Annotated in this window: 1 protein-coding gene and 1 pseudogene; one reads left to right on the top strand and one right to left on the bottom strand. The window is 52.9% G+C overall.

What is annotated here, in order from left to right; translation table 11 throughout:
• The first annotated feature begins 81 nt into the window (after positions 1–81).
• Positions 82–736, top strand: a pseudogene (locus tag AO277_RS13460) (histidine phosphatase family protein).
• A 229-nt stretch (positions 737–965) separates the two neighbouring features.
• Here the strand turns inward: AO277_RS13460 and AO277_RS13455 are convergent.
• Entirely contained in the window at positions 966–1,469 is a 504-nt protein-coding gene (locus tag AO277_RS13455) for a nucleotidyltransferase family protein (protein WP_080899394.1), read from the bottom strand.
• Positions 1,470–1,552 lie beyond the last annotated feature (83 nt).

Raw genomic sequence — 1,552 nt, 5'->3', positions numbered from 1 at the left:
GGGGAATCGAGGGCAACTCCCTCGCTGTTGCATTGGCGGACTTCTTTTTGGTCGGCATACATGCACCTCTAGCTACATGTTATGCCCGAACACAAAATTTCTGACAGTCTCACGACACCAGAGCCCCGGTTAATGAAGCAGGTCAGACTGATTCGTCACGGACAAAGCGCTGCCAACGCAGGCGAAGCCAGTGTGGATCACGCGACTATTCCCCTCACGTTGAGGGGCGTAGAACAAGCGCAACTAGTGGCCCTATCATTCACACATGCGCCGGATTTGATTGTTTTCTCGAGCGCAAGCAACCGCGATGGCGACCGTAGCGAACTATCCTGACACCCGGTTTGAAACCTGGCCTATCCAGGAATTCACCTACCTCGAACCCGCGCGGTGTGCCAACACGACCGTTGCCCAGAGAAAGGATTGGGTCGACGCCTATTGGGTCAGGTCAGACCCGGCGTTTACGGATGGCGCAGGCGCTGAGTCTTTTTCAGAATTTATAACCAGAGCCAAGACTTTCCTGGCTCGACTCGCAGACCACCCCGCCCAGAACATCGCAGTGTTTTCGCATGGGCAATTCATTAATGCCGTCGCTTGGTTGATCGAGTGCAGGCCGCAGGACATTTGTGGGCGGGCTATGGCTGAGTGGCGTGACTATGAAATCGCGAACCATGTGCTTAATGGTTGTGGATATGTGCTCTCCAGGCGTGCAGGCGATGCTGGATGGGGGTTAGGCTAATATCGCTGACATAGTCGTCGAGGCTTTCCGGAAGCAAAGTGCTTTGACGTCAATGTTCGCCTTGGGTGAAGCGCTTCATGGGTAATCCTTGCGATGAACTCCTCATAAATCTCAAATGTTCGCTGTTGTGCTTTTACAAACCCGATGCCGTTTGCAGCCGTAGGGATAGACAGCAATCGGCTCTCATCCCCCATAAATGCCTTCATCGGCATACTCCGCGCGTTTCGATTCAACCTTGGAGGTCTACGATCCTGAGCCAGGGCCAGCGAGCTTGATAACTTTTCGCCTTCTGATAGAACAGATCTGGCTTGGGATTCTTTGGATTGATACGAAGTAGCCCTTGCTCGGTGTCGGCCAAGCCATTGGGAGCATAGACTTCGCTAGTTTCAACATCCCAACCTATGCAGGTACCGGCAATCAGGTAGCGATCAATCCCTTCTTTGGCCGACTGAAGCTGGGGGTAACTCCCGCCAAACCGCTGGCTGTACCACAGATGAACGCGAGCCTGATTTTTGATCTCAATATTAACTTCTAGATCCTGAAAGAGACGCTGAACAGAGCCGATGACCTCATTCTCTGCCTCCCAAGACAGATCATTGTCGAAGTAAAAAACGTCGTAATCCTTCACCCCCCAGGCTGACGGCAGGTGAGACTGATGATTCCAGACGGCTTGGAACAGGCAGCCAGCAGTGAGCATGTATTGACTCAAGCCTAGTGAAGGTAGGCGTGAGATGAGTTCAGCGTTTAATGGATTTGAACCGCCCCGGGTTTCTCGGAGACCCTTTTGTTTGAGTCATGCCACCTGGGCAGACTCGG

Source organism: Pseudomonas amygdali, from assembly GCF_002699855.1.
GTDB classification, from domain to species: Bacteria; Pseudomonadota; Gammaproteobacteria; order Pseudomonadales; family Pseudomonadaceae; genus Aquipseudomonas; species Aquipseudomonas amygdali.
Note: the sequence above shows the minus strand (reverse complement) of the source record. Positions and strands in the feature narration are given on the sequence as shown.